The organism is Paenibacillus sp. SEL1 (assembly GCF_054602535.1).
Map to the genome: position 1 here is coordinate 1106866 of NZ_CM137723.1, position 20093 is coordinate 1126958.

Annotated in this window: 16 protein-coding genes and 4 pseudogenes; 12 read left to right on the forward strand and 8 right to left on the reverse strand. The window is 41.2% G+C overall.

The genetic code is table 11. The features are described 5' to 3' along the window. Positions 1 to 33 precede the first annotated feature (33 nt). The 5 genes from ACYCSE_RS05240 to ACYCSE_RS05260 all read right to left on the reverse strand — a co-directional run bounded on the left by ACYCSE_RS05240 (position 34) and on the right by ACYCSE_RS05260 (position 4120). Positions 34 to 1014 (reverse strand): siderophore ABC transporter substrate-binding protein, encoded by a 981-nt coding sequence (locus tag ACYCSE_RS05240; protein WP_459701752.1) that lies wholly within the window; start codon positions 1012 to 1014, stop codon positions 34 to 36. A 12-nt stretch (positions 1015 to 1026) separates the two neighbouring features. Continuing rightward, the gene (locus ACYCSE_RS05245; RefSeq protein ID WP_459701754.1) at positions 1027 to 1785 is read right to left on the reverse strand and encodes an iron ABC transporter ATP-binding protein; all 759 of its coding nucleotides are present in this window, start codon (positions 1783 to 1785) and stop codon (positions 1027 to 1029) included. After that, positions 1779 to 2729, reverse strand: coding sequence for an iron chelate uptake ABC transporter family permease subunit (locus ACYCSE_RS05250; RefSeq protein ID WP_013312013.1), 951 nt, complete (start codon positions 2727 to 2729; stop codon positions 1779 to 1781). The genes ACYCSE_RS05245 and ACYCSE_RS05250 overlap by 7 nt, the downstream gene beginning before the upstream one ends. Further along, on the reverse strand, positions 2719 to 3672 hold the full coding sequence (locus tag ACYCSE_RS05255) for an ABC transporter permease (RefSeq protein WP_459701757.1): 954 nt from the start codon (positions 3670 to 3672) through the stop codon (positions 2719 to 2721). The genes ACYCSE_RS05250 and ACYCSE_RS05255 overlap by 11 nt, the downstream gene beginning before the upstream one ends. 319 nt (positions 3673 to 3991) lie before the next feature. Next, positions 3992 to 4120 carry a hypothetical protein gene (locus ACYCSE_RS05260; RefSeq protein ID WP_328800887.1) on the reverse strand — a complete coding sequence of 43 codons (129 nt, stop codon included), beginning with the start codon at positions 4118 to 4120 and terminating at the stop codon, positions 3992 to 3994. 313 nt (positions 4121 to 4433) lie between these two features. Here ACYCSE_RS05260 and ACYCSE_RS05265 point away from each other — a divergent pair, with 313 nt between their 5' ends. The 10 genes and pseudogenes from ACYCSE_RS05265 to ACYCSE_RS05310 form a co-directional block, all read left to right on the forward strand. After that, on the forward strand, positions 4434 to 5111 hold the full coding sequence (locus ACYCSE_RS05265) for a response regulator transcription factor (RefSeq protein WP_459702482.1): 678 nt from the start codon (positions 4434 to 4436) through the stop codon (positions 5109 to 5111). A 1-nt stretch (position 5112) separates the two neighbouring features. After that, positions 5113 to 6030, forward strand: a complete 918-nt coding sequence (locus tag ACYCSE_RS05270; protein WP_459701759.1) for a sensor histidine kinase — start codon at positions 5113 to 5115, stop codon at positions 6028 to 6030. 108 nt (positions 6031 to 6138) lie between these two features. After that, positions 6139 to 6816 (forward strand): ABC transporter ATP-binding protein, encoded by a 678-nt coding sequence (locus tag ACYCSE_RS05275; RefSeq protein ID WP_459701761.1) that lies wholly within the window; start codon positions 6139 to 6141, stop codon positions 6814 to 6816. Then, the gene (locus ACYCSE_RS05280) at positions 6813 to 9371 is read left to right on the forward strand and encodes an ABC transporter permease (protein WP_459701763.1); all 2559 of its coding nucleotides are present in this window, start codon (positions 6813 to 6815) and stop codon (positions 9369 to 9371) included. Before ACYCSE_RS05275 ends, ACYCSE_RS05280 begins: the two co-directional genes overlap by 4 nt. Positions 9372 to 9502: 131 nt before the next feature. Beyond that, positions 9503 to 9649, forward strand: a pseudogene (locus ACYCSE_RS05285) (IS30 family transposase); the annotation flags it as partial. A 333-nt stretch (positions 9650 to 9982) separates the two neighbouring features. Next, positions 9983 to 10660, forward strand: coding sequence for an ABC transporter ATP-binding protein (locus tag ACYCSE_RS05290; protein ID WP_241081075.1), 678 nt, complete (start codon positions 9983 to 9985; stop codon positions 10658 to 10660). Further along, positions 10657 to 13200 carry an FtsX-like permease family protein gene (locus ACYCSE_RS05295; protein WP_459701765.1) on the forward strand — a complete coding sequence of 848 codons (2544 nt, stop codon included), beginning with the start codon at positions 10657 to 10659 and terminating at the stop codon, positions 13198 to 13200. Before ACYCSE_RS05290 ends, ACYCSE_RS05295 begins: the two co-directional genes overlap by 4 nt. A gap of 223 nt (positions 13201 to 13423) precedes the next feature. Beyond that, a pseudogene (locus ACYCSE_RS05300) lies at positions 13424 to 13861 on the forward strand (response regulator transcription factor); the annotation flags it as partial. Next, positions 13844 to 14338 (forward strand): annotated as a pseudogene (locus tag ACYCSE_RS05305) (ABC transporter permease); the annotation flags it as partial. The pseudogenes ACYCSE_RS05300 and ACYCSE_RS05305, both read left to right, overlap by 18 nt. A 141-nt stretch (positions 14339 to 14479) precedes the next feature. Beyond that, a pseudogene (locus tag ACYCSE_RS05310) lies at positions 14480 to 15111 on the forward strand (IS30 family transposase); the annotation flags it as partial. A 224-nt stretch (positions 15112 to 15335) separates the two neighbouring features. Here ACYCSE_RS05310 and ACYCSE_RS05315 read toward each other — a convergent pair. From ACYCSE_RS05315 to ACYCSE_RS05325, 3 genes are all read right to left on the reverse strand, one after another. Continuing rightward, the gene (locus ACYCSE_RS05315; protein ID WP_459701767.1) at positions 15336 to 15566 is read right to left on the reverse strand and encodes a hypothetical protein; all 231 of its coding nucleotides are present in this window, start codon (positions 15564 to 15566) and stop codon (positions 15336 to 15338) included. Positions 15567 to 15899: 333 nt separating this feature from the next. Further along, positions 15900 to 16952 (reverse strand): radical SAM protein, encoded by a 1053-nt coding sequence (locus tag ACYCSE_RS05320; protein ID WP_459701769.1) that lies wholly within the window; start codon positions 16950 to 16952, stop codon positions 15900 to 15902. 26 nt (positions 16953 to 16978) lie between these two features. Continuing rightward, on the reverse strand, positions 16979 to 18211 hold the full coding sequence (locus ACYCSE_RS05325) for a radical SAM protein (protein ID WP_459701771.1): 1233 nt from the start codon (positions 18209 to 18211) through the stop codon (positions 16979 to 16981). Positions 18212 to 18493: 282 nt separating this feature from the next. On the opposite strand from ACYCSE_RS05325, the gene ACYCSE_RS05330 reads away from it, so the two are divergent. Together ACYCSE_RS05330 and ACYCSE_RS05335 are read left to right on the forward strand one after the other, a co-directional pair. Beyond that, the gene (locus ACYCSE_RS05330; RefSeq protein ID WP_459701773.1) at positions 18494 to 19453 is read left to right on the forward strand and encodes an ABC transporter transmembrane domain-containing protein; all 960 of its coding nucleotides are present in this window, start codon (positions 18494 to 18496) and stop codon (positions 19451 to 19453) included. A 1-nt stretch (position 19454) separates the two neighbouring features. Next, positions 19455 to 20075 (forward strand): ATP-binding cassette domain-containing protein, encoded by a 621-nt coding sequence (locus ACYCSE_RS05335; protein WP_459701775.1) that lies wholly within the window; start codon positions 19455 to 19457, stop codon positions 20073 to 20075. Positions 20076 to 20093: the final 18 nt, after the last annotated feature.

Sequence of the window (20093 nt, forward strand, 5' to 3'; positions counted from 1 at the left end):
CCTACACAGTCCTCCATGATGTGAATGTATTCATTACAGTGCAGCATCCATTTCCTTGATCATTTCAGATACGGATTCCAGACCATTACCTGACAGGTACCAGTAGTTAGGATCAAGGTATACAATATGACCGTTTTTGAACGCATTAGTTTTCTTCACCAGTTCATTCTCCATGGTTTGTTTGCCTGTAACCTGTTCCTTGCCTTCTTCGACCACCACAGCCCCACGGTCAACGACAAAAATATAATCCGGATTTTTTTGCTGTACATATTCAAAAGAAACCTTTTGACCATGCGTGGATACTTTAATGCCAGGATCTACAGGGGTTACGCCAAAAGCATCATGAATGATACCGAAGCGAGATTGTGAGCCATATGCGCTCAGGCTTCCTTCATTCGTCAGCACGATCAGTCCTTTAGCTTTGCTCGCTACAGCCTTGTCATGTACGGCCTTGATGGAGCTATCAATCGCAGCCAGTTCCTGCTTGGCAGCATCCTCTTTGTCGAAGATTTGGCCTAGTGTTTCAACGTTTTTCTTAAAGGAATTGATATAATCCTTGGTGTCTACAGCCATCGAAATGGTCGGTGCAATTTTACTCAACTCTTTATAGGCATCAGCTTGTCTGCCACCGATGATGATCAGCTCAGGAGACAGATCACTGATTTTCTCGTAGTCCGGTTCAAACAGCGTGCCCGCACTTGCATATTTGGAATCTTTAAATTTGCTCAGATACGTAGGAAGATCCTGCTGCGCTACTGCCGCAACGTCAACACCCAGCTTATCCAGCGTATCCAATGAACCGAAATCAAAGACAACGACATTTTTGGGATTAACTTTGACTTGGACCGGGTTTTCATCCAGTGCGTGTTTGACCGAGATGGTTTTGGATTCCGTTGTTGCAGTAGAAGAACCGTTTCCAGTCGCTTCCGGTGTTGTCGGAGCTGCTGTGCCACAGGCCGACACAATCAGTACCAATGCAAGCATTAGCGTTAAAAACATCATATTTTTCTTCATTTAACATTCCCCCTAAGTGAAATAAACGCAAATTTTATGGTCACCGATCTGTTGAATCGGAATATCCATATCGTACAAATCCTTTAATACCTGACTATCAATCATCTCGTCAGCCGTTCCTTGTTTTAGCAACCTGCCATCCTTCATCCCTACAATATAGTCTGAATAGCAGGAGGCAAAATTAATGTCATGCAACACGACCAGAATCGTTTTGCCGAGATCATCCACCAAATCGCGCAGCGTCTTCATAATCTGAACCGAATGCTTCATATCCAGATTGTTCAGCGGCTCATCCAGCAGGATGTATTCTGTGTCCTGAGCCAGAATCATGGCAATAAAAGCCCGCTGTCGCTGTCCCCCACTAAGCAAATCAATATGCTTATCTTTCATATCCTCCAGTCCCATGTAGGCCATAGACTGCTCCACCATTTTGCGATCCTCGCTGTTCAATCTGCCTTTGGAATACGGAAAACGGCCGAAGCTGACCAGCTCCTTCACGGTTAAGCGAATATTGACATCATTGGTCTGTTTTAAAATAGATATCTTCCGGGCTAGCTCCTCACTTTTCGTCAGGCTCACGGCCTGCCCGTCAATGAGGATTTCCCCCTCATCACTGTCAGTCAGGCGACTGATCATCGACAACAAAGTGCTTTTTCCAGCGCCGTTAGGTCCAATAAAGGAGGTAATCGTGCCTTTAGGTACAGTGACGGATACCTGATCCACCACATTTTTATTCCCGTAGCGTTTGGATACGTTTCTGACTTCTACCATGACTTATTCTCCCGCAGCAAAAGATACAGGAAGTACACCCCCCCGATAAAGTTAATAATGACACTGACCGTTGTCGATAAGTCGAATACTCTTTCTGCCAGCAGTTGGCACCCTGCCAATGCAATGACGCTAACACAGATGGAGGCCGGAATAATATAACGATGCTGATAGGTTTTCATCACCTGATAAGCCACATTGGCCACAATCAATCCGAGAAACGTAATCGGCCCGACAAGCGCTGTAGAAATGGAAATGAGAATCGCTACAATTACCAGCAGCCTTTTAATGATAAAACCATAAGGAAGACCCAGGTTAATCGCATGCTCCCGTCCCAGCGACAGCACGTCCAGATACTTGATGAATCTCCAAGCATAAGCGAATACGAGAACAAGAATGAATACAGAAAGCCACAATAGCTCGGTATTTACGTTGCTGAAGCTAGCAAAGCTCTTGTCCTGAATTTTTGCAAATTCGTTCGGATCAATCAGTACCTCCATAAAGGTAGATAAACTGTTAAACAGCGTGCCGAACACCAGACCAATCAGCAAAAGTACATAAATCCCACGTCCATCTTTGCGGAAAATTAATTTGTATAGCAGTCCTGCGAACAGCACCATCAGTCCCACTGACAGCAAAAAGTTCAATTCTTTGCTGGTCGAAATGAAGGGTACGGAACCAAATGCAAAAATAATCGTCGTCTGAATCAGCATATACAGTGAATCCAGTCCGATAATACCGGGAGTCAAAATCTTATTATTCGTAACCGTCTGGAAAATAACGGTTGCAAAAGCAATGGAGCCACCTGTCAGAATGAAGGCTGCGATCTTTTTCAATCGTCGTGGCAGCGCGTAATGCCAGGTATGCGGAAGATCTATAAACACGAAAGCAGCAATCAACACAAGCGCGGCAGCGGCTAATATTCCGATTTTTAATTTAGGATTCATAAGCCCTTCTCCTCAGCAGCAAATACAAGAACAACACGCTCCCGATCACACCAACCGTAAGCCCTACAGAAATTTCATACGGATAAATGATCACCCGCCCCAAAATGTCGCAAAACAGCACAAAAACGGCGCCCAGGATCGCTGTATGGGCCAGGCTTTTTTTCAGATTATCCCCCATATACATGCTGACCAGATTGGGTACAACCAGTCCCAAAAAGGGAATCGTCCCGACCGTTAAGATGACAACAGAGGAAACCAAAGCCACGATCACTAACCCGACATTGACGGTGCGCTTGTAATGTACACCCAAGTTGGCCGCAAAATCCTCACCCATGCCTGCAATTGTGAAACGATTCGCATATATGTACGCCAGCGCAACCAAAGGAACACTAAGATATAGCATCTCGTAGCGACCACTCATGATTAGAGAAAAATCCCCTTGCATCCACGAAGAAATGCCCTGAATCAGATTATATTTGTAGGCAAAAAAAGTCGTTACCGAATTTAAGATGCCTCCAAACATCAAACCGACCAGCGGGATAAATACCGGGTCCTTGAAACGGATTTTATCCAGTATTTTCATAAAAATCAGTGTTCCCCCTAGAGCAAATCCAAAAGCCGTCAGCATCTTCGTCCAAAATCCTGCCGCTCCAAACACCATAATAGCCATCAGCACACCCAATCGTGCCGCATCCATCGTCCCTGCGGTGGTGGGCGATACAAACCGGTTCCGGGTAAGCTGCTGCATGATCAATCCACAGATACTCATACTCGCCCCTGCGATAATGATACTGATCAATCGTGGGAATCTGCTAATCAGGAGCACCTGCGCCTGATCGTTGGTTAAGTGGAACAAATCAAGTGGAGTTACATCATGAACACCAATAAACACCGAGGCGAAAGCCAGTACCAGAAAAGCCAGTATTAAATAACGCAATTTCATCTCTAACTAAGGGAGCCTGTCCAATAACCTCTACCAAGCTTCGGCCCTGTCCTCCCCTCCAATAATGATAATCATTATCAAAAATCAACTAGCATAAATTATATCAGTGATATTGTATCTGTCAAATTCTTTGAAAAGTGTACAATTAAAAAACTACGGAAACTTTTTGATCGCAAATTTTTTTATAAGAAGTAGTGCTATTTTAATCTTTATAATGTAGATGTTGCTATGTAAATGAAAAAGAAGAAGTATCTCTACCTCTTCTTTTCGTGGTTACTGTTAACTTTTTTAGCTTCTCAGAATTAAATTTAGTTACTCACTACCACCATGGAGAATTATGTGCGCTACAGTGAGAGCCTTCATCACAATCTGTATGACATGAACCACCACAATTCTCTTGCACTTCCATATCAAAATCTGCGTTCACCAAAACCTCAAGCTTTTCCATGATTACCTCACCTCCTTTCACTCCTAAAATACCACTGAAATTACCCTGGATTTTCCCATTGTAAAAAAACAGTTCTTTTTTTGTAAAATTAACCACTTTTCAGAAACCAGCATTTTATTATTTCAGTGATATCTTCACCCTTGTATGAAGAGTTTCCGAACAGTCCAGATAAACAATGAGCAAATCAGAGCAATATCCTGTAAACTGGAAATAGAATATTTCTATGAACTATGACCCTCTTTAACATCTTACTGTGCACTGCTTTCGAAACCCGAACCTAGGCAAACGCTTATTAAAAAATAGGAGGCAAATGATGAATTATATGTTAATCGTCGAGGATGATATCGCCTTGAGTAACGGTATTGTTCTTGCTCTTAAAGATCCTAACAACGTATTTGTGCAAACATATGACATTGCTACTACAAAAGAACAATTGAACGCCACTCCCTTTGACCTAGTGATTCTTGATGTAAATTTGCCGGATGGAAGTGGACTCGACCTTTTAACAGATATACGAAAAAAAACAATGATACCCGTCATCGTTCTGACTGCGAATGATATGGAAACAGATATCGTCACTGGTCTTGAGTTGGGTGCTGACGACTATATCACCAAGCCCTTCAGTCTGATGGTACTGAGAGCGAGGGTTGGTGTTCAGCTAAAGAAATTCGGATACTCGCTTGCAGACTCCATTCAGCTAGGAGATTTTTCTTTCTCATTTGAAAAGATGGAATTTATTAGAAATGATACACCTATTGAACTAAGTAAAACAGAGCAAAAATTGTTGCGCATTCTAATCAACAATCGAGGAAATACCGTTTCACGCGATCATTTGATAGACAGCATCTGGACTGACGGTGCTGAATATGTAGGTGAAAATGCCTTGTCGGTTACGATAAAAAGGCTACGTGACAAGCTCGAGGATCATCCTTCTTCCCCACAATATATTAAAACGGTGTATGGGTTGGGCTACACATGGGCTTTGAAATGAGATGACGACATTCCTATATATATGTATTGGAATTGCCGTCGCTGCTGTATGCACTGCTGTGTGTGCTATTATGCTGTATCGCAGGAGCATCCAAAAAACAATGAAAACCATTGAGAACATGCTGGATGCCGCGATAAATGGCAGCTTCTCAGAGGATGTCTTTGATGAATCCGTTCTTTCTTCAATAGAAGCTAAATTCGTGAGATTTCTTTCCATTTGTTCCGTGTCCTCCAAAAATCTGCTTGCTGAAAAGAATAAAATAAATGAGCTGATTTCCGATATTTCACACCAAACGAAAACACCATTGGCCAACATCCTGCTTTATTCCCAACTACTTAGCGAATACGAACTATCACAGGATACCTCCACTTGTGTGAAAGCTCTATCTGCACAGGCCGAAAAGCTTAACTTTCTGATTCAGGCATTGTTGAAAACATCGCGGCTTGAAACGGGGATTATCACGGTAGCGCCAAGGAGAGAATCTGTTCATAAGCTCCTTGATGCTGCACTGGAGCAAATAACGCCAAAAGCAGATGCCAAAGGGATAACAGTTTTTAGGGAGGACACCGTTATTCATGCTTATTTTGACCTAAAGTGGACAAGTGAAGCTGTCTATAACATTATGGATAACGCTATAAAATATACAGAGACAGGCGGAAACATGGATATAAAAGTGATGGCATACGAATTGTTTTGTCGAATTGATATTACTGATAGCGGCATAGGCATTGCAGAAGAAGAACAAGGGAAGATCTTTACTCGCTTCTATCGCTCCCCTACTGTTAACTCGCAGGAGGGCGTCGGGATTGGTCTGTTTTTAGCTAGAGAAATCATCGCTGCGGAGGGTGGGTACATCAAAGTACGGTCACACTACGACCGTGGTTCTACCTTCTCTATTTTTCTTCCTATGGATACTTAATTCTTTCAATACCGTTAGATTTCGGAAAGATTGTAGAAAGATTAGTGTGCTAATGTCTGTACTGTAGATGACTACGATACAGACATTTTTTTGTGGAGGAGAACGTACATGGCTCTATTGAAAACTCAGGCATTAAGGAAGCATTACGGTAACGGAGATACTGCTGTTCATGCCTTAGACGGCGTGAATCTGGAGGTGGAAAGCGGAGAATTTGTCGCTATTGTTGGTACGTCCGGGAGCGGAAAATCTACCCTTCTCCATATGCTGGGTGGACTTGATCGTCCGACAAGTGGAAACGTTACGATTGACGGCAAGGATATTTCCTCTCTCAAAGACGAAGAATTGACTATTTTTCGCAGACGAAAGATTGGCTTTGTTTTTCAAAATTACAACCTGGTGCCTGTCTTGAATGTCTACGAAAATATTGTGCTCCCTATTGAACTGGACGGTAAAGAACCAGACAAAGCCCACGTAGATAAAATTGTACATACCTTGGGCCTTGACCATAAAATGAATAATCTGCCAAACAATCTTTCCGGTGGACAACAGCAACGTGTAGCTATTGCCAGAGCACTGGCAGCCAAGCCCGCCATTATCTTGGCAGATGAACCCACCGGAAATCTGGACAGTAAAACGAGTCTGGATGTGATGGGACTGATCAAAGTATCCAGCCAGCAGTTTCGCCAAACGATGGTAATGATTACTCATAACGAGGAAATTGCGCAAATGGCAGACCGCATCATCCGCATTGAGGACGGTAAAATAGTAAGTGGTGCGACCCGATGATCAAAATAAAAAACAGTAAGGCCGTTCGTAATTTATCAGATAAAAGTTTAAAAGCCAATAAAATCCGCAATATTATTGCGGTTATCGCTATTTCCTTAACCACTTTGTTATTTACAACTCTATTTACTATGGGGCTTGGTGCGATGGATAGCCTCCAGCAGGCAACGATGCGGCAGTCCGGAGGAACTGCGCATGCTTCACTTAAATATATCAACGATGAGGAATTTAATCAGGTTAAAGACCACCCTCTTATTAAGGAGATAGCATATAACCGCTTGTTAAGTGAAAAGGTGACGAACGAGCAATTTTTAAAGCGTCGTGCGGAGTTCTGGTATCATGACGATGTAGGACTGAAGCTAGGATTGATTGAGCTAGAAAAAGGCCACAAACCAGTGGCGGAAAATGAGGTTATCGCGGACTCTAAGACCCTACAGTTACTGGGTACTCCCCTGAAAGAGGGCGCCCCATTGTCCTTGAAGCTTGAGGTTCACGGCAAAATGGTACAGCGTGAATTTATCCTCTCCGGCTGGTGGAAGAGTGACCCCGCCGCCATGATAGACAGAGGTCAAATTTATGCTTCTAAAGCTTATGTGGATGCACATGCCGAAGAGTTACGCTACACATATAAGCAGGATCATGATATGACCGGAGCCATCAATGCAAATATCATGTTCGATAACAGCTCGAACATGCGGGAAAATCTTAATCAAGTGATTACAGAAAGCGGTTATTCCCTAGACCAAAATGCACCGAACTACATTGCAAGTTCTGTGAACTGGGCGTATCTTTCCAACACTTTCAGTTCGAACCCTGAAGCCGTCTTCCCCCTAGCCACTGGTCTGTTACTGATCATGCTTACTGGCTATCTGATTATCTATAATATTTTCCAAATCTCGGTGATGCGTGATATTCGTTTCTACGGTCTTCTAAAAACCATCGGCACAACCAGCAGGCAAATCAGCAGAATTATCCGCAGACAGGCATTATTTCTTTCCTTGATCGGGGTTCCCATCGGCTTGCTCGCAGGTTTTTTAGTCGGAAAATCGCTTATCCCTCTGCTGCTTATGAACACTTCTATGCACGCAAATGCTGAGGTAACTATATCCCCCAGCCCATGGATTTTTATCGGCTCCGCTCTGTTTGCAGTCATGACAGTTATGATCAGTGCATATAAGCCTAGCAGAATTGCGGCGACTGTGTCTCCGATCGAGGCAGTAAGATACGTAGACGGAGCTACCAAAAAGGGTAAGAAAAAACTGAAAAAATCAACTAACGGTGCTAAAATGCCCTTGATGGCTCGAGCCAACTTAGGCCGCAATAAGAAGCGGACTATTTTGGTGCTACTTAGCCTTTCTCTAGGTCTAGTGCTACTGAATACTACTTTTACATTATCCCAAAGTCTGGATATGAATAAGTATGTGTCTAAAAGTCATGACACTGACTTTCTGATTGCACATGCTGATTATTTTCAAGAACATTTCACAGGCCCTGACAATGCAACGACAGAAAGCTATATTCAGGCCGTCCAGGCACAACCCGGTTTTGAAGAAGGTGGACGATTGTACAGTGGCGGCAATTTATTCACTGTCGAGTATAAAGAGAACAAAGAGGGGAAGAAGCTGTACGGGGAAATCGTCACTCCTGACGCTCGCGGCAACTTATCTGCACCAGTGTATGGGCTTGAAGATCTCCCCCTTCACCGACTACAATTAATTGATGGTGAGCTTGATTATGGCAAGCTAGCTTCGGGAAAGTATATTTTGGAAGGAATCGGGTTAGACAATTACGATCATCCTGAAATGGAACTATCCGTATACAAAGTAGGTGAAAAGGTTACTCTTCATAACTATATGGACACAGCAAATGCCCAGGAGTATACTAGCCATGAATTCACAGTGCTTGGTCATGTTGGCGTAAAATCATCCAATTCTGGTGTAGCCGTTGCTAGTTATACTGACTTCTATCTCCCGGCGGATATCTACAAAACGCTTGTGAAGAAGCCTGTGGTGATGAGTTATGCCTTTAATGTATCCGATAGTAAAGAAAAAACGATGGAGAGCTTCTTAAAGAACTATACCGAAATAAAGGAGCCCACGATGCATTATAAATCCAAATTCACCTCAATTGCCGAGCTTTCAGGTATGCAAAAAACAATTTTGATGATCGGCGGTACGCTCAGTATTATTATTGGGGTGATTGGCATTATTAATTTTGCAAACGCGCTTCTAACTAGTATTCTGACCCGCCATCAAGAATTTGCTATACTACAAAGTATCGGCATGACCAACAAACAATTAAAAACAATGCTTGTTTATGAGGGGATGTACTATGTGCTCGGCACCAGCATATGCTCCATCTTATTAGGAAGCCTATTTTCCGTCCTGATTGCGAAACCCTTGAGTACTCAAATATGGTTTATGAGTTATAAATTTATTATCTGGCCGCTGATCCTCGTGCTGCCTGTTCTGCTCGCTCTTGGGATATGTCTTCCTCTCGCTATTTATTCTCTGAGCGACAGGAAAACTATCGTAGAACGACTGCGAACAGAAGAATAAATCCCCCTGTAAAGAAAATGACCTGGTCAAAACTTTTGGCTGGGTCATTATCGTATGCTTTAAAACCATCTATCGCTGGCTATATAAGGCCTTTTGGTGAAAGACCTACTTACCGTAGCTGCTTCCCCATACCCTACTCTGCATTCCAAACGGTAATCACTAACCGCGGTAAAGAGTTTGCCTGCTATTCAAATTTGGAAGCCACTCATGATGTACAAAATTTCGCTGATCCGTATTCCTCCTGGCAACGGGGCTCTAATGAAAACGCGAATGGCATTGCTGAAAACCTCGCAACTTGAAACGGGGATTATCACGGTTTCTCCAAGGCAGATGCTAAAGGGATCAAATACACAGAAACTGCCGGACACATGAACATTAATGTGATGCGTACGATTTTTTTGCCGAATTGATATTACCGATAATGGTATAGGCATTGTGGAAGAGGAATATGGTAAAATCTTCGCGGCTCCACCTCTTCCATTTTTCTTTCCATAGGCAGGTTATTCTTTCAACACTGTTAGATTTCAGAAAGATTGTAGAAAGATTAGTGTGCTAATGTCTGTACTGTAGATGACTACGATACAGACATTTTTTTGTGGAGGAGAATGTATATGGGCCTATTGAAAACTCAGGCATTAAGGAAGCATTACGGGAACGGAGATACTGCTGTTCATGCCTTAGACGGCGTGAATCTGGAGGTGGAAAGCGGTGAATTTGTCGCTATTGTTGGTACGTCCGGGAGCGGCAAATCTACCCTTCTCCATATGCTGGGTGGACTGGATCGTCCAACCAGTGGAAGTGTTACGATTGACGGCAAAGATATTTTCACATTGAAAGACGAAGAATTAACTATTTTTCGCAGACGAAAGATTGGCTTCGTATTTCAAAATTATAACCTGGTGCCTGTCTTAAATGTCTACGAAAATATTGTACTTCCGATTGAACTGGATGGTAAAGAACCCGACAAAACCCACATAGATAAAATTGTACATACCTTGGGCCTTGACCACAAAATGAATAATCTGCCAAACAATCTTTCCGGTGGACAACAGCAGCGTGTAGCCATTGCTAGAGCACTGGCAGCCAAGCCCGCCATTATTTTGGCAGATGAGCCCACCGGAAACCTGGACAGTAAAACCAGTCTGGATGTAATGGGATTGATCAAGGTATCCAGCCAGCAGTTCGCCCAAACAATGGTGATGATTACCCACAACGAAGAAATCGCGCAGATGGCAGACCGGATCATTCGGATTGAGGACGGTAAAATAGTTGGCGGTGAAGGCAAATGATCAAAGTAAAAAACAGTAAGGCGGTTCGTAACTTATCAGATAAAAGTTTAAAAGCCAATAAAATCCGCAATATTATTGCGGTTATCGCTATTGCCTTAACCACTTTGTTATTTACATCTCTGTTTACTATGGGGATTGGCGCGATGGAAAGTTTCCAGCAGGCAACGATGCGACAGGCTGGTGGGTTAGGGCAGGGTTATCTCAAATATATCAACGATGAGGAATTTAATCACATCAAAGACCACCCTCTTATTAAAGAGATAGCATATAGCCGCCTGTTAAGTGGAAAGGTGACAAACGAGCAATTTTTAAAGCGTCGTGCGGAGTTCTGGTATCATGACGATGTAGGGCTAAAGCTAGGATTGATTGAGCTAGAAAAAGGCCACAAACCAGTGGCGGAAAATGAGGTTATCGCAGACTCCAAGACCCTACAGTTACTGGGTACTCCCCTGAAAGAAGGCGCCCCATTGTCCTTGAAGCTTGAGGTTCACGGCAAAATGGTACAGCGTGAATTTATCCTCTCCGGCTGGTGGAAGAGTGACCCCGCCGCCGGGATAGCCAGAGGTCAAATTTATGCTTCTAAATCTTATGTGGATGCACATGCCGAAGAATTACGCTACACATATAAGCAGGATCATGATATGACCGGAGCCATCAATGCAACTATCATGTTCGATAACAGCTCGAACATGCGGGAAAATCTTAATAAAGTGATTACAGAAAGCGGTTATTCCCTGGACAAAAATGCACCAAACTATATTAACAGTAATGTTAACTGGGCGTATCTTTCCAACACTTTCAGTTCGAACCCTGAAGCCGTCTTTCCCCTAGCCACTGGTCTGTTACTGATCATGCTTACTGGCTACTTGATCATCTATAATATTTTCCAAATCTCGGTGATGCGTGATATTCGTTTCTTCGGTCTTCTAAAAACCGTCGGCACAACCAGCAGACAAATCAGCAGAATCATCCGAAGACAGGCATTATTTCTTTCCTTGATCGGGATTCCCATCGGCTTGCTCGGGGGTTTTTGGGTCGGAAAATCGCTTATCCCTCTGCTGCTTATGAACCATTATAGGCACGCTGAGGTAACCCTATCCCCCAGCCCATGGATTTTTATCGGCTCCACTCTGTTTGCAGTCATAACAGTTATGATCAGTGCATATAAGCCTATTAGGATTGCAGCGACTGTGTCTCCAATCGAGGCTGTAAGATACGTAGACGGAGCTACCCAAAAGGGGAAGAAAAAACTAAGAAAATCAACTAACGGTGCTAAGATTCCCCTGATGGCTCGATCCAACTTAGGGCGCAATAAGAAGCGGACTACTTTGGTGCTGCTTAGCCTTTCTCTAAGTCTAGTGCTACTGAATACTACTTTTACATTATCCCAAAGTCTGGATATGAATAAGTATGTGTCTAAAAGCCATGATACTGACTTTCTGATTGCACATGCTGATTATTTTCAAGAACATTTCACAGGCCCTGACAATGCAACGACAGAAAGCTATATTCAGGCCGTCCAGGCACAACCCGGTTTTGAAGAAGGTGGACGATTGTACAGTGGCAGCAATTTATTCACTGTCGAGCATAAAGAGAACAAAGAGGAAAATTGGGAAATCGCCACTCCTGACGCTCGCGGCAACTTATCTACAGTAGTGTATGGGCTTGAAGATCTCCCCCTTCACCGACTAAAATTAATTGATGGCGAACTTGATTATGGCAAGCTAGCTTCGGGAAAGTATATTTTGGAAGGAGTCATTTTAGGCGATTACGATAATCCTCACATGGAACTATCCGTATACAAAGTAGGTGAAAAGGTTACTCTTCATAACTATATGGGCACAGCAAATGCCCAAGAGTATACTAGCCATGAATTCACAGTGCTTGGTCATGTTGGCGTAAAACCAACCAATTCTGGTGTAGACGTTCCTACTTATACTAACTTCTATCTCCCGGCGGATATCTACAAAACGCTTGTGAAGAAGCCTGTGGTGATGAGTTATGCCTTTAATGTATCCGACAGTAAAGAAAAAACAATGGAGAACTTTATAAAGAATTATACCGAAATAAAGGAGCCAGTGATGGACTATAAATCCAAATCCACCGTGATTGCCGAGTTTTCAGGTATACAAAAAACAATTCTGATGATTGGCGGTACGCTCAGTATTATTATTGGTGTAATTGGCATTGTTAATTTTGCAAACGCGCTTCTAACTAGTATTCTGACCCGCTATCAAGAGTTTGCTATACTACAAAGCATCGGCATGACCAACAAACAATTAAAAACAATGCTTATATATGAGGGGATGTACTATGTACTCGGCACCAGCATATGCTCCATCTTATTAGGAAGCTTATTTTCCGTCCTGATTGCGAGACCCTTGAGTACTCAAATATGGTTTATGAGTTATAAATTTATTATCTGGCCGCTGATCCTCGTGCTGCCTGTTCTGCTCGCTCTTGGGATATGTCTTCCTCTCGCTATTTATTCTCTGAGCGACAGGAAAACTATCGTGGAACGACTGCGAACAGCAGAATAAATCCCCCTTAGTCGAAATGACCTGGTCAAAATTTCTGGCTGGGTCATTTCTTGGTTATTCAACAGTGTATTAATACCTGCTCCCTGAGCCATGAGCAAATAAGAGCAATATCCTGTAAAATAGAAATAGAGAATTGGGCGGCTCTCATTTACATTTTTATTGTGAGCGGTTGGTAGAGCTCGGGATTCAATGACTTGGTTAACCAAAATACAAGAGGAGAATGATGAATTACATACTAATCGTCGAGGACGATATCGCCTTGAGTAACGGTATTGTTCTTGCTCTTAAAGAACCTAACAACCTATTTACGCAAACGTATGACATAGCTACTGCAAAAGAACAATTGAACGTCACTGCCTTTGACCTAATGATTCTTGATATAAATTTGCCGGATGGAAGTGGACTCGACCTTTTAACCCATATACGAAAAAAAACAACTATACCCATCATCGTTCTGACTGCGAATGATATGGAAACAGATGACGTCACTGGTTTTGAGCTGGGTGCTGACGACTATATCACCAAACCCTTCAGTCTTATGGTACTGAGAGCAAGAGTTGGCGTTCAGCTAAAGAAATCCAGATACTCGCTTGCAGACTCCACTCAGCTAGACAATTTTTCTTTTTCATTCGAAAGAATGGAATTTCTTAAAAGTTACACCGAAACTACAGAGCCGGTAATGAACTACACATCCAAATTCACTTCAATGAATGAGTTTTCCGGTATGCAAAACACCATCATGATGATCGGTGGCACGCTCAGTCTGATTATCGGCCTAATTGGTATCCTCAACTTTGTAAACGCAATTCTGACGAGTATATTGACGCGGCGTCAGGAGTTTGCCATGCTGCAAAGTATCGGCATGACCAAAAAACAATTGCGGGGTATGCTGATCTATGAAGGGCTATATTATGTTCTCGGCACCGCCCTATTCTCCATTTTATTAGGGATCATATTCTCTATTTCAATTGTGGAACCCCTAAGCAGTATGATGTGGTTTTTGAGCTATCACTTTATAAACTGGCCACTTCTAGCCTCATTGCCTTTACTGTTATTGCTGGGGATACTTATTCCAGTAGCAGTCTATTCTATGAACGACAAACAAAGTATTGTGGAGCGGCTTCGGCAGGCAGAATAAATTTACGAGTTCATTTCTTCCACCAGTTAGACGGATTGTAATATGAAGTGCGACACCTGCTGGAAATAAATAAAAAAGGGCCAGTGGCCGGATTCGTGTAGAATGGAAGTTCCTACACTCCCTTTCACACAAGGAGAATCCACTATCTATCGCTGGCTCTATGCGGGCCGCCTTGCCCAAGCAGACGTAAAGGTGCTACGGCACAAAGGTAAACGACAACAGCCTGCTGAAAAACGAGGGAAGCTTGCCGTGGGTAAGTCGATTTCTGAACTCCCCAAGGAGGTGCGTTCTTGGGACACCTTTGGACACTGGAAGCTAGATCCGGTGATGTCTGGTCGTGGGAAAAAGCAAAAGCTGTGTAGCGACCTTCATTGAGCGGGAAACCCGTCTGTATACCCCGATTCCAATGCCCGATCGCACAGCCTTGTCGATGGAGATTGCCTTTGGTGTAGCCGCAGCCCAGTACCCTGCTGGAGCGTTTCAAACCGTTAACCGCTGACCGAGGCAAAGAGTTTGCCTGTTATGCAAATCTGGAAGCTACACATGGGGTACAGGTCTACTTTGCCGATCCGTATTCCTCCTGGCAGCGTGGCTAAAATGAAAATGCCAATGGCTTGCTGCGTGAGTTCTTCCCTAAAGGTACGGACTTCGCCCAAAAAACAGATGAAGCATTGGAACAAGCACTACATTTAATCAATCACCGACCAAGAAAATGCTTGGGGTGGCGAACCGCTCACGAATCTTTCACAGAAGGACTATCGCACTTGGTTTAACAATCCGTCTTTTACATTTTCAAGACAAAGGGGCGTCCTCGTCATTTTTTTAATGACTTTTGGGATAACCTCTTTTCAGCTTTTCTTTTTTATTCGCCTCAATATGGTGTTATTTTTACATAAAATAGCAAAAAAAGAAGAAGTAACTCCACTTCTTCTTTTTCCGGTAAATAAGTTAACTTACAAAATATTTTAACTACTAAAGCAAAGTTGAATACGAAGAGTTAGAAATGACCGAAAATATACTCGCCCTTGGAGACGTTTTCGGATTTCTGGTGAAGCTTCTTGACGCCGGGCATCCGACGACCTTCCTTATTAGCCTCTTTCATCCCGTCGCCGACAAGGACGACACACTCCTGAATCACCAGCAGAGGCGCAGACCGTCGAACGACCTGAAGCCACATCTGCCGTAAAGAGGGCAGAGACCAGGCAGAAGAACGGAAGGAGTGTTTCATAACAGCGACTACTCAGGGAGAGATCCCGAATGACCGAAGTTACACCGAGATGGTCGGAGCGCAGCATAAAGCCAACGACGATAACGACAAACCACTCAAACGAGGCTTGTCTGGAGAAACAAGAACGGAAGGGCATGAAAAGGTCATTCAGGTATTTGATATATAGGTATGTCAATCACTCGGAAATCGGGTAGACTACTGTCTATAACCCTTTCAGCGATTTTATCCTTTTAAGAGTGAGACCTTAAGGATACCTCAAAATCGTTAGATTGGATTATTTTTCTTTTAAAAACTTTCCTACGTCCAGTTTCTTACATAATTGGTTTTTAAACTTCACTTCAAAAAAAGAAGATCGAAGTTTTCTAATATATGTTCATACTTTTTCACAGTAGAATAATGTATCCTTTGCGTGGCACAAAATACGGGAGAAGATTGATAATAACTCTCTGTTTGTATTTTATTTATAATCTTACACATTTTTGTACGGCAATTATTGTACATAGCACAACTTGTACAGATTCCTTTATCTGTTTGATTAATGATATCTAAATCAGATAAACGCTGCTCGATTATACCTGAGACTACATCCCCCATAGTGAATTCTTCGTGACCTACTGCAAGTATACAAGGATAGATTTCCCCTGTACTGGAGATATGAAAGCTTGTGTGACAGCCATCACAGTTTCCTCTTGGTCGAAAATACTCATTTTTGAAATTGTACAAAAAGTATTGTGCTTTGTTGAAATCTCTATTAACCATGTATGAAAAGATTTCTTCAAGATTTTTCTGATAAACTTTCATAAGTTCTTTGTTCCAGTCCATATCGCTTTCATCCAGTGCAAAGGTAACATTGGGATAGCCCCTTTCAGAAAGATACATGTAATTCTCAGCAAAACAGGCAACATTATTAGATGTTACTGTCATCCTTACGCGGAAAAAGTCTGATTGAGTCTTGATGTAATCTAGGGTTTCAATCACCTTATTAAAACTTCCATTTCCATTCTTGTATACCCTATTAAGATCATGACTTTCTTGCTGCCCATCCAAACTAACGGTTAATTTAATATTTTTCAAAACATAGTCAAGTATGTTCATGTCATGGATGGTACCGTTCGTTGTCATCATAAAAGTAATGGGGACAGGAATTCTTTGTTTCAATTCTTCTACAAAATACTGAATTATTGGATAGTTAAGCAGCGGCTCGCCACCATGTAGTGATATACGTACTTTATCTTTATTATTAATGGAGATTGTAGAGAGCATTTCTTGTGTAAATTCAATTGCTTTAGTTGCCGTTTTCTGATCCATTGTTTTTGGAGCCTTATTAACGTAGCAATATTTGCAGCTCAAGTTGCAATTTTCGGTCACCCAATAAGTGAAGTTCATAACATCCCTCTCCTTTATAAAAATATTTAGTTATTCCAAACTAATTCTTGAAGTTGCTTTTTTTGCTTTTGACACACGGAATCAAATAATTCTTGATTTTGGTGTAAATAATAAATGTTGCTTATGCAGTGATGGCAAAATAAATTAACATTGCAGTTCTTGCAAGGCTCAAATTCCCATGGTCTTACAAGACTAATTGGATCGTAATCTTCCTTTTGATTGCCTTTAGCCATTAATTCAATTAAATGATCATCAAACACATTGCCAAGAACAAAATCTTCTGATTCTATCAACCCTCCACAGGGATAAATATTTCCGTCTCCTCCTATAAAAATTTCTTTTTTCCCTGGCGAACAAAGTCGGCATGTAACATCTTGGGAGGTTAGTTCATCTATAAAGGCTTTCTTAGGAAAAATCTCATTAATGTTTTCTCCTGCTCTTCCAGCCGATGTTAAGATACGTACAATGGGTTCAACCCTCAAGTTTTCACACAGTTCAAGGAACCTTTCCCTTCCTCTATCAAGGGTGTAATTAGTGATCGTCATTGATAAAGCAATTTTCCGTAATCCCTTACACTGGAGCAACTTGATACTTTGAATTACTCTTTTAAAGACGCCCCTGCCTCTAATTTTTGTACACGTTTCTTCATCATATCCATCTACACTAAATGATACCTTATCTACATACTTGAGGAGCTGTTCAGCGTTTTTTTCAGAAATAAAAAGACCATTCGTTGATAACAGAATAGCACCATCAAACTTACTTCTTAGGTAAGCCAAAATATCCATAATATCCATACGCAGCATAGGTTCGCCACCTGTCACATTAATGGCCTGGGGCTGAAGGACGACGATTTGATCAATAACCTCTTTTACTTTTTCTGTTGTTAAAGCATCGATGAATTTTAGATCAGCACCAGCGCTGCAATGTTTACATTTTAAGTTGCACTTATTCGTCAAAGCCAGATATACGACATCTAGGGACTCTTTATAAGCCTGGGTGAACTGATCTTCAGTTAGGATACATTGAATATCTACTAGCCCATGGAAAAGGTTCGATAAATTGTGGACGACCTCAGCATACGGTGAACTTTCTGTGGGGGTTAATAACAACTCCGTTTCTCCTGCATTTATCATATCTTTTAAGACATCGAAATAGGATTTGGATGTTTTCAGAAAACGACCTGTTTTTGTATTAGCAATAATAACTTGATTTTTATGAAATAACTCATGCAAATAAGGATTAAAAACATACTTCATGGTTAATTCTCCTCTCTTGAAATTTACTTTCCAACTTTAAATACACCATTAATTACTAAGAAAATCGTTTATATGTCATATTCCAATGTTTTAATGACAAAATAAACGAACAATCAGTTGAGTTAAACAAACGGAATGTATTTTATGACAGGAAAATGGTGCTTAGTGTCATGAACAAGGGAATGAGAGATTTAATCTATAAAATGAATAACAGTATATTTCAAAAATATGAAAAATCACATATATATTTTTTGCAAGTCACACTGGAGGCGATAAAAGTAGATGTTTACTAAATATAAGTGGATTGTTACAGAGGTATCTAATTTCAAACTTTTTGTTTTTTTAATTTTAACTTTCCAAGCCGCAGACGCAATACTCAGTATGATTATTCCGAAATTTATTAGTAAAATTGTTGACTCAGGATTAATATCCAAAGATATCTCCTTAATTGTGAAGTTTATAGGAATAGCAACAGGCTTATTTATCCTTTCTCACCTATGTAGTTTACTTTGTGGATTCATTTTTTCCGAATTAGGAAAAAGAATCTCTTATGCTATGAAAAAAAAGTTGTTAGAAAAGTTGTTCGTTTTGCCAGGTGAGACTATTACTTCAAACAACGATAAACTATTCTCCCTGTTTATTAATGACATTGGAATCATCGAAAGATTAGTATCCAATGGTATCCCCATGCTGATATCAAACTTACTTTTTTTAATTGTTATTTGTAGCGTACTGCTTTTTTTCAACTACAAATTATTTACACTTGTATTTTTAATCATGCTTTTAACAATGATTACTCAAATATTCTTTAATAAAAAAATCACTCAAAAAACAAAAGCAGTCATGAATGCTTTTGATGACTCTATTTCTTATATTAGGCATACGCTTGGAACACTTCTCTATTCTATTGGAATGGATATAAAAGACTATATTTTGGGAAAGTACATGCCTTTGGAGGGAAAATCACTTGAAGCTAATAGACGGAGGGCGAACACAATTATCGTGGCTTCCACTGTCCCTTCTGTCATTACTTCTGTAGGAAGTGTAATTCTTTTAGGTTTTGGTGCAATTTTAGTAATGGAAGGTCAAACAAGTATGGGGGTACTGACGGTGTTTGTCTTTTATTCAAATCAGATTATAGGTCCTATAAAAAGTGTGACCAACTATGTGGCTGGTTGGAAGCAAGCAAAAGTGTCTATTGAACGAATTGAGTCCATTATGAAAGCGGACGAGGTGAAATGAAATGAATATAGAATTTAAAAATGTCAGTTACAGCTATAACGGTTTAGAAAAAGCTCTATCCGATGTCTCATTCTCCATTCATGGAAATCATATTTTTCGCCTTTCAGGACGCAACGGAGCAGGAAAAAGCACACTATTAAAATTACTCACCAAGATTAATTGTAATTATACAGGTGAAATCTTAGTGGACGGAAAGGAAATGAGAGATTGGAAACGTAAAGATATTATCAGCAATATAGGGATTTGCTTCCAGGAACCCGTCATGTATGTAGATACGATCTTTAACAATATAACTTTGGGGCAACCGGGTATCCCTATGGAGCAACTGAATTCATATATTGAATTATTGGATACCAAGAAATTTATCGAAGAAAGTAAAAAAGATCAAATAATCGGTAAAAACTTTTCTTTATCAGGAGGACAGCAGCAATTAATTTCGATACTGCGGAATATCTATACTAATAAAGAAGTATTAATTTTTGATGAACCCACTTCAAATTTAGATGGTGTTGTAAAAAAGAACTTTATTGATCTATTAGATGATCTAAAGTACAACCATACCATCATATTAATTACACATGATAGTGAACTAGGGAGTAAATATGAACAAATATTGTTGTAATGCAGGAGCAGGACGTAG

Coding starts and splice junctions, on each gene's coding strand:
- ACYCSE_RS05240 (WP_459701752.1), bottom strand. CDS start 1,014: ATGAAGAAAAATATGATGTTTTTAACGCTAATGCTTGCATTGGTACTG.
- ACYCSE_RS05245 (WP_459701754.1), bottom strand. CDS start 1,785: ATGGTAGAAGTCAGAAACGTATCCAAACGCTACGGGAATAAAAATGTG.
- ACYCSE_RS05250 (WP_013312013.1), bottom strand. CDS start 2,729: ATGAATCCTAAATTAAAAATCGGAATATTAGCCGCTGCCGCGCTTGTG.
- ACYCSE_RS05255 (WP_459701757.1), bottom strand. CDS start 3,672: ATGAAATTGCGTTATTTAATACTGGCTTTTCTGGTACTGGCTTTCGCC.
- ACYCSE_RS05260 (WP_328800887.1), bottom strand. CDS start 4,120: ATGGAAAAGCTTGAGGTTTTGGTGAACGCAGATTTTGATATGGAAGTG.
- ACYCSE_RS05265 (WP_459702482.1), top strand. CDS start 4,434: ATGAATTATATGTTAATCGTCGAGGATGATATCGCCTTGAGTAACGGT.
- ACYCSE_RS05270 (WP_459701759.1), top strand. CDS start 5,113: ATGACGACATTCCTATATATATGTATTGGAATTGCCGTCGCTGCTGTA.
- ACYCSE_RS05275 (WP_459701761.1), top strand. CDS start 6,139: ATGGCTCTATTGAAAACTCAGGCATTAAGGAAGCATTACGGTAACGGA.
- ACYCSE_RS05280 (WP_459701763.1), top strand. CDS start 6,813: ATGATCAAAATAAAAAACAGTAAGGCCGTTCGTAATTTATCAGATAAA.
- ACYCSE_RS05290 (WP_241081075.1), top strand. CDS start 9,983: ATGGGCCTATTGAAAACTCAGGCATTAAGGAAGCATTACGGGAACGGA.
- ACYCSE_RS05295 (WP_459701765.1), top strand. CDS start 10,657: ATGATCAAAGTAAAAAACAGTAAGGCGGTTCGTAACTTATCAGATAAA.
- ACYCSE_RS05315 (WP_459701767.1), bottom strand. CDS start 15,566: ATGAAACACTCCTTCCGTTCTTCTGCCTGGTCTCTGCCCTCTTTACGG.
- ACYCSE_RS05320 (WP_459701769.1), bottom strand. CDS start 16,952: ATGAACTTCACTTATTGGGTGACCGAAAATTGCAACTTGAGCTGCAAA.
- ACYCSE_RS05325 (WP_459701771.1), bottom strand. CDS start 18,211: ATGAAGTATGTTTTTAATCCTTATTTGCATGAGTTATTTCATAAAAAT.
- ACYCSE_RS05330 (WP_459701773.1), top strand. CDS start 18,494: ATGTTTACTAAATATAAGTGGATTGTTACAGAGGTATCTAATTTCAAA.
- ACYCSE_RS05335 (WP_459701775.1), top strand. CDS start 19,455: ATGAATATAGAATTTAAAAATGTCAGTTACAGCTATAACGGTTTAGAA.